Origin of the sequence: Pseudomonas sp. PA-5-4B, assembly GCF_021606215.1 — a bacterium.
GTDB classification, from domain to species: domain Bacteria; phylum Pseudomonadota; class Gammaproteobacteria; order Pseudomonadales; family Pseudomonadaceae; genus Aquipseudomonas; species Aquipseudomonas edaphica.
Genome location: NZ_WKDB01000068.1, coordinates 25,860 through 34,199 on the forward strand (window position 1 = coordinate 25,860; position 8,340 = coordinate 34,199).

4 protein-coding genes are annotated in these 8,340 nt (G+C 50.6%); all 4 read left to right on the forward strand.

Going from position 1 to position 8,340, the window contains the following annotated elements:
- Nucleotide 1: 1 nt before the first annotated feature.
- Nucleotides 2-4,567, forward strand: coding sequence for a glycosyltransferase (locus GIW28_RS25125; protein ID WP_236446762.1), 4,566 nt, complete (start codon nucleotides 2-4; stop codon nucleotides 4,565-4,567).
- Nucleotides 4,564-5,895 carry a glycosyltransferase family 4 protein gene (locus tag GIW28_RS25130; protein ID WP_236446764.1) on the forward strand — a complete coding sequence of 444 codons (1,332 nt, stop codon included), beginning with the start codon at nucleotides 4,564-4,566 and terminating at the stop codon, nucleotides 5,893-5,895. Before GIW28_RS25125 ends, GIW28_RS25130 begins: the two co-directional genes overlap by 4 nt.
- A 150-nt stretch (nucleotides 5,896-6,045) precedes the next feature.
- Nucleotides 6,046-7,461, forward strand: a complete 1,416-nt coding sequence (locus GIW28_RS25135; protein ID WP_236446766.1) for a glycosyltransferase — start codon at nucleotides 6,046-6,048, stop codon at nucleotides 7,459-7,461.
- Nucleotides 7,458-8,340: NAD-dependent epimerase/dehydratase family protein (locus GIW28_RS25140; protein ID WP_236490429.1), on the forward strand; the 883-nt coding region annotated here is incomplete at its 3' end. The genes GIW28_RS25135 and GIW28_RS25140, both read left to right, overlap by 4 nt.

Below are 8,340 nucleotides of genomic sequence, written 5' to 3' on the forward strand. Positions count from 1 at the left end.
GATGACTTTGAATTCTGCTGATCTTATTGAATACAACTCAACCCGCGCACCCATTTTCATGTCGTCCGATGAAATGTCCAAAGTTGCCGAGCAGTTGCTCGGGAGTTGCGGTAACGGCCCGCTTTTGCATATAGGTCTTTCTGACCTGCCCCTTATTCAGTATTTTTTGGCCAGCGGTATTCAAGTCATCAGCCTGGGACTGGATCCCGCCCGAACTGACTATTGTGCACACCGGCTAAACGGTCGTTTTCAACAGCTTGAAGGTGAGCAGTTTCCGTTCGCCAATGACCAGTTCAACACTGTTTTGGTCACCGAACTCCCTCAACCGGGCGTTCTGGAGACGCGTTTTATAGAAGAGACTATTCGCGTCTCCAATGCTAACGTGTTTTTGTATCTGGACCATCCGGAACCCTCGCAGGCTTCAGCGTTCCGCAAATACTGTGAAGCTCAGTTTTTTCAAGCCGGGATGCGTAAGCACGCAGCTTACTACAGAGTAAACGACTACCAGGCGCTTCAAGAGGAACAAGGCAAGGTCGCGATCCCGCTGGAGAAAATCCCCACCGAGGCCGCACTTAAGTACCCGTTGACTGCGCTGATCGAAGAACGCGACTTGCACATGGATATGACCCGTGAGCCAGGTAGTCGCTCTGATGCTCATATCATTCGCTACGTTTTAGCCAGCCGCTATATACGTCCGGGCGATCGCGTGCTCGACGCTGCATGTGGACTGGGTTACGGCTCCTACCTTTTACGCAAGTGCTCTGATGCCGCTAGCGTGTTGGGTATTGACGGCAGCGAATACGCTATTGAATACGCCAAGCTAAACTTTGCCGCGCAGTCGACCCACCTGAGTTTCAAAGAAGGGTGGCTTCCAAAAGCACTCGTTGATATCCCTGACAACTCGATCGACCTGGTCACGTCTTTTGAAACCTTGGAGCACGTACAGGATCCGAAAGCCTTGATGGCAGAGTTCCACAGGGTGCTTACGCCCGCTGGGCGCATCGTGTTGTCCGTTCCCAGGGACTGGTCCGATGAGACCGGAGAAGACCCCAACCCCTTTCACTTTCATGTCTACACATGGGAAAAAATCCTCCAGGAAACACAACAGCACTTTTTGGTGGAGGCTGCGTTCGGGCAAACAGCCGATCAATATAAGAAAAACAAACAATGGGCGGTGGGCACACGCCAACTTTTCCAAACCAGCGTCGACACGCTCGCCACAGACGACCCAGAATGCGAGTGGTGCTTGCTGGTCGGAATGAAAGCACCGAGTAAAGGCGCTGATGTGCCTTACACGGAAACAACCTATGACCAGTATCCGGAGAACCCGGAATGGCACGTCACGCGATTCGAAGAATACGACAACCCTTGGTTGGTCAAAGGTATGGTCACGATCGGGCATCGCATCAGTAATGCCCAACTGCTCAGCGCCCTCAGCAAGCAGGTAGCACTGGAGGCCCCAGCGACCACACCAGACCAGGGCGCGGCGCTATGCGTGTCGGGCTATCAGCTGTACGCCAGCGCTGAATGTGGCTGGGTTGATGTTGAGCTCTTTGAAGGGCAGTGCCAGCCTTATCTGAACGAGACCGCTTCAACGCCTCAGCAACTAAGATGGCAAGTCTCCCTTTGCTATCTGCTTGCGCAGCTCTGGCAAAAATACGGTGAGAGCGAAAAAGCTATCTCTTATTACGTAGCCTGCACCGCCTTCAACTGTGCCGATTACAGCCCAACGCTCATCACCAAACAGATTCATGCATTCTTGAATCTCGGGCTGATAGAGTCCGGCCGCTCTCACACTCAGGCCGCTATAGACTACTGGCAACAAGGCTTAATCGCAGCCGAAGCGGCATTGAAACTCGATTGGAAAGCGGCCTACGGATCGCTGGAAAACCCAAGCGACTTTGGCCTGTATGAACTAGGCGCTATCGTTGAGTATGCTACCTCCTGCGCGTATGCCTTGAGGTACGTAGAAAATGCCGAGCAGAAAACTCCACAATGGTGGCACCAACTACAACGCGATCGAATTTCGCAGCTATGCCAGCTCGATAAGATGCGCGTTGAAATTGATCGACTGAATAAGCTCCTGATCAACAAAGACATTTTAATGGGTGAAGTGTCTGAAATGGCGAAGCGCGAAGTAAACGCGTTTTATAGCCACACCGTAGAAAAAGACCAGAAACTCAACCAGTCTGGCCTGGAACTACAGCGATTGAATTTATTGATCGAGGCTAAAAACGACCTTCTAAATGAGATCGGTCAAAAACTCAATCACCTTGATCATGTTATTGTTGAGAAAGACCTGCGCCTGAATGAAGTTGGTCAGGAAATTGCTTCGCTAAGCTCAACAACCAGTCACAAGGAATCCAAGCTTCATGAGTTGGGCGTCGAGATCCATCGCCTGAACCTGCTGTTGACCGAAAAAGACGCTTACCTCAATGAACTGGGCAGTGAGATTGCTCTTTTCAGTGAACAGAGTGAATTAAAAAGTACCCAGTTAGGCGAACTCGGCAATGAGGTGCACCGCCTGCAGCTGATGATTACAGAGAAGGACTCTCGCCTCAATGAACTGGGCAACGAAATTGTCAGCTTCAGTGAACAGTATGAATTAAAGAGCACCCAACTAGGCGAACTCGGCACTGAGGTGCACCGCCTGCAGTTGATGATTACAGAGAAGGACTCTCGCCTCAATGAACTGGGCAACGAAATTGTCAGCTTCAGTGAACAGAGTGAATTAAAAAGTACTCAGCTAGGCGAACTCGGCGCAGAGGTACACCGTCTGCAACTGATGATGACAGAGAAAGATTCGCGTCTCAGCGAGCTTGGCGACGCCCTTTCCCACCTTAACGAACAGTATGAGCAAAAAGACAATCACGTTGGCGAATTGGCGCTTGAGCTAAACCGCTTGAATGAGGTGATTGTCGAAAAAGACTTGCTACTCAATGAGACCGGTCGGGAAATATCCCGGCTCAACGCTCATTGCGAGGATAAGGAACAACAATTGAGCGAACAAGGGCTGGAGGTTGAACAGCTCAACCTCATGCTCTTGGAAAAAGACTCATTGCTTGCCAACACTCACCAGGAAATTTTCGAGGCCAATTTGCAAATCCGCCAGAATGACTCTCAGCTAGATGAGCTGAGCACGGAAGTTAATCGTCTCAACGCGGCGATTAACGAAAAGGATAATGTCATCAACTCACTGAAGGAACAGCTGGAACGATCCGCGGTGCAATTATCGGAAGAACAAAAAAATTGGTCTCATGCGATCGAGCAAGAAAAATCTCGCTTTAACCAATTGCGCCAAACTCGACTGCTGCGCTGGCGGGATGCGATCGCGGCACGCCCCGTATCACTACGAGGTATAGCTAAAATCATCTACCTGAGCGGAAGTCTGGTCATGCCGTCCGCACTGAGAAACCGACTGCGTGTTGCACTGCTCCCAGCGATACAACGGTTGCGTAATCAACAAGCGGGGACCGCCATCAGTACGACTCCTGAGACCGGCTATCTAGTAAAACAGCCGAAGAAACTGGCCACGGCCCGGCCGATTGTGGTGCATGTCATTGCAAACTTTATGACCGGCGGCTCATCACGATTAGTAGTCGATATTTATGAATATCTGGGCGGAAAGTACGACCAGAGGATAGTCACCAGCTACGCCCCTCAACCAGCGGCATATGTTGGAATCCCCGTTGAAGAGGTTCGCTTCCCCGACGATGAAGCACCGTTCGTAAATCTCTTTGAAGACATTCAACCCGACTTTATCCACATGCACTATTGGGGTGACTGTGATGAGCCATGGTATGCGAAGGCGGTAAAGGCGGCCGAGGTAATGGGCATCCCCGTCATTCAAAACATCAACACCCCAGTTGCACCTTACTATTCGGAAGCGATCAAACGCTACGTGTACGTCAGCGATTACGTAAGACGTGTATTCGGGAAAGAGCAATCCAACCACGTCACGGTTTACCCCGGCTCTGACTTCGCCATGTTCCAGTCGCGTAATAGCCGCAAGCCTAAGGAAGACTGTATCGGTATGGTTTACCGCCTTGAGGGCGACAAACTCAACTCCGAATCCATTATGCCTTTCATTCTCGCCACCCAGAAAAAGCCATCGATCAAAGTATTGATCGTGGGTGGAGGCAGCCTGATGGAGCCTTTTATGAAGGCTACCGAAGAGGCCGGTGTTGCGGAAAACTTTGAGTTCACCGGTTACGTGCCTTACGACACCCTGCCTGCCATTTACGACCGCATGAAGATTTTCGTCGCCCCCGTCTGGAAGGAAAGCTTCGGCCAGGTCAGCCCATTCGCGATGAACATGCGTGTGCCGGTGGTGGGCTTCGATATCGGCGCGATCGGAGAAATCGTTGAAGACGATTCTCTGCTCGCACCGCCAGGCAACTCTGATGCGCTGTCCGATATCATTGTGTCGCTGCTTGAAGATGATGCTCGTCGCTTGAAAATCGCTGAACTCCACAGAAAACGAGCCCAGAATAATTTCTCTATTCAAGCAATGATTAAGGGTTATCAAAATATTTACAGCGACATCATGGTTGAAAAGAAAAAATGAAAATCGTCTTTTTTGTACATTGTTTCTTCCCCGACCATTTCTATGGAACGGAAACTTATACCCTGGAGCTGGCGAAAAATTATGCGGCCTGGGGCCATGACGTAACTGTCGTGAGCGCGATTTTTCAGGGCGAGCCCGCAACAGAAAATCTTCTCTCTCATTTTGAGTATGAGGGCATTAAGGTTATCTGCCTGGACAAGAACAAGGTTCCGCACAGTCGTATCAAAGAGACGTACTATCAGCCGGAAATGCGCGAAATTCTTAAGTCGCTGCTGTCTGAGCTGCAACCAGATATCGTACATGTCACGCACTTGATAAATCACACTTCTGTGCTGCTCGAAGCGACAACGGCGCTGGGTATTCCTACTTACGCCACATTCACCGACTTTTTTGGCTTTTGTCTCAACAACAAACTGGAAGCCGCAGATGGCGCGCTCTGCGCGGGCCCGTCTCGGAGCCGATCCAACTGTGTAGCCTGCTACATAAAAGAAGCTGCCCGCGGCAAGGTTGGGGGCTGGATGGGGTATGCCAAATCAGCCACGGCAGCAAAGGTCATTGCAACATCAGCTACGTTCTTGCGCAAAATGCCAGGGCTCAAAAATGGTGAAATTGACGGCACTATTGAAGACATTGCACGCCGCCCCGATACACTGATTTCGCTTTATAACCAGGGCTACAAAGGGGCCGTCGCGCCTACGGCGTTTCTGAAAAAAGCCTACCTGGCCAACGAAGTAAAAGTGCCTATGCACGCACTCTGGTTCGGCATTGATATTGATCGTACGGCCAAGCCTACGCGTTCGTCCGATCATGTCCCGACCATAGGCTTTATCGGTCAGATCGCTCCCCACAAGGGCACGGACCTGTTGGTAGACGCCTTCCAACGGCTGCCGAAAAACTCTGCGCGCTTGAAGATATACGGTCCGGCGGATCAGGACCCTGCCTACATGGCTGACCTCAAAGCGAAAGCAGCGGGTGGCGACATCGAATTCCTAGGCACCTTTGACAAAGGTGGCATGGTCGATATCCTGAAGGATATTGACCTGCTCGTCGTACCGTCAAAATGGTACGAAAACAGCCCGCTGGTATTGCTCAATGCATTGGCAACGCACACCCCTGTGCTCGTTTCCGATGTACAAGGCATGACCGAGTTCCTCGAACCAGGCGTCAACGGGTTAGCGTTTGCCAGAGGAAGTGCCGACGACTTGTATAAGAAGCTGTCCAGCCTGGTGTTGGCGCCGGCCACACTCTATGGCATGTCCACTACCACAAATTATGACCGGACCCCGGAGACGATGGCCAAGGAAACCTTTGCTATGTATGGCGTCTGATAATTGAACCGACGACTGCCATCAACACCGCGCAAGGTTTGATGGCAGGCCGCTGCCAAAATGAAGTACGTTATCACGCAGCATGCTTTTCCTTCCGTCGACCCCGTATTCAAGGCAAGGGCCGTAAATGGCGATTTCCTCTGAGGCCGTATGAGCAGCTTATCCTTGCCCTTCAGCGCCCCACGCATTCTGCTTTGCGTCCATCAATTTTTTCCGACGTTCAGTGCTGGTACGGAAGTGCTCACTCTATCAACCGCTAAAGCGCTGCGTAGCCTTGGCTATGATGTGCGTGTGGTGACGGGTGCCCTGACGCAAGCTCAGATCTATTCCAGCGATAGCTATGAGTTTCAAGGTTTTACCGTCCATCGTATTTGGACGCCCTATCGACAAGGGCAATTCACAGCCGAGACGGTCGTGGAGGAGTATGACAATCAAAATATTGCGCCCGAGTTTGAGGCGATACTTGAGTCATTTGCACCAGACTTGGTACATTTTTTTCATTTTAAAAACCTGACCTTGTCGTGCTTGCAATCCTGTCTTAAGCGCAATATCCCCACTGTATTTACGCCTACCGATTATTGGCTGACGTGTAGGACCTGTCAGCTGCTGAAACCTTGGGGAACTCCGGAGTGCAATGGCCCGGCCAGCCACGCGGGAAATTGCCTGAAGCATCTTCTGATGAATACAAATAAGAGAGTGTTGGTGGACTCGGTAAAAATAGTACCCGCAAAGATGATTGCTTTGCTCTTCCAGATCCTCTCATATCTCCCGTTTTCTGGGCTGGCTCGATATCGAAGAATGTATATCGATCTAAGAAGTCGCAAGTCGGTTATTACTGACTATTTATCAAAAACAGACTTGATCCTGCCGCCGACGCAGTCAATTAAATCCTTACTTGAAGCCAATGAAATTTCCGGAAGAAAAATACAGCCGCTTAAGTACGCGGTCGAACCTCCTGTCATTACGCAGGAACTGATACTCCGGGAGCACTCAAAGTCAGGCAGCTATACCATTGGCTTTATAGGCACGCTAATAACCCATAAAGGTTGCCATGTGTTGCTGGACGCCATCAAGATGATCGACAATAAAAATATCGACATCCGAATCTACGGTGATACCGAACATTATCCAGACTATGTAGCTTCGCTGCGGGCACAGTGCGCAGAAGACGAGCGGGTTCATTTCGTCGGCACCTTCGCTCCCGATTTGATCGGTGACGTCATGGCCGATCTCGACGCTCTTGTCATCCCATCAATTTGGCGAGAAAACGCACCCTTGGTGCTCCTGAATGCCTTAGCAAGCGGCCTTCCTGTGATCGCCAGTGACGTCACCGGCATCACGGAGTACCTCAATAGCGAAGACGCTGTTGAATTGTTCCCGGCAGGCAACTGTCATGCACTCGCTCAGGTATTGAAAAACCACCTCAACGCATTCAAGTCTGGAACCACTGGCCTACATCGAACGCCAAGAGTTGCAGGCTCTACCTTAAAAATATACGCCAAGGCTCTGGACAAAGCGTATATAGGGCTGATTAAAAGGCCTCATGAAAAAACGGAGATTTTATGAAATATGTAATTTTTGGTGGCGGCGGTTTTATTGGTTCCACAATCGCGGATCAACTGCTGAAAGAAGGGCACAGCCTGCGTATTTTTGAGCGACCCCGTGTGGAGCCTTACCGCAAATTTACGGACGACGAATCGGTCGAGTGGATCACCGGCGACTTCCAGAGCAAGCACAATCTTCACAGTGCCATGGAGGGCACCGACGGGATACTTCATCTGGTATCCACCACCCTGCCCAAGTCTTCCAACGAAGATACCATTTACGACATTCAAACCAATGTCGTCAGCACCTTGAATATGCTCGACTCCATGGTTGAGCTTAATATCAAGAAAATTGTGTTTATCTCGTCGGGCGGAACTGTTTACGGTCGTCCACAACAGATGCCGATTCCTGAGACCCACCCCACTGAGCCAGAAGTGTCTTACGGTATCAGTAAGCTGACTATCGAAAAATATTTATACCTCTATAGCCAACTTCACGGCATCGAGCCTATTACCTTGCGGGTTGCCAATCCATATGGAGAGCGCCAGCGTATCGAAACCGCTCAAGGTGCAGTAGCTGCCTTTATCAATCGTGCGGTAGCCAACAACCCCATCGAGATATGGGGTGACGGCAGCGTGACCCGTGATTATATCTATATCAAAGATCTCGCCGACGCTTTCGTCAAAGCACTGCGTTATACCGGTAAACAACAAGTTTTCAATTTGGGTTCCGGCACCGGCACTTCGTTGAATGAGCTTATTAATGTTATTGAGAAAATCGTCAAAAAACCGATTGAGCGCACGTACAAACCCGGTCGCCCCTTCGACGTCCCCGTGAACGTGTTGGACTGCAGTCTAGCCGAACGAGAATTGGGCTGGTCTGCTCAACACAATCTGGCAG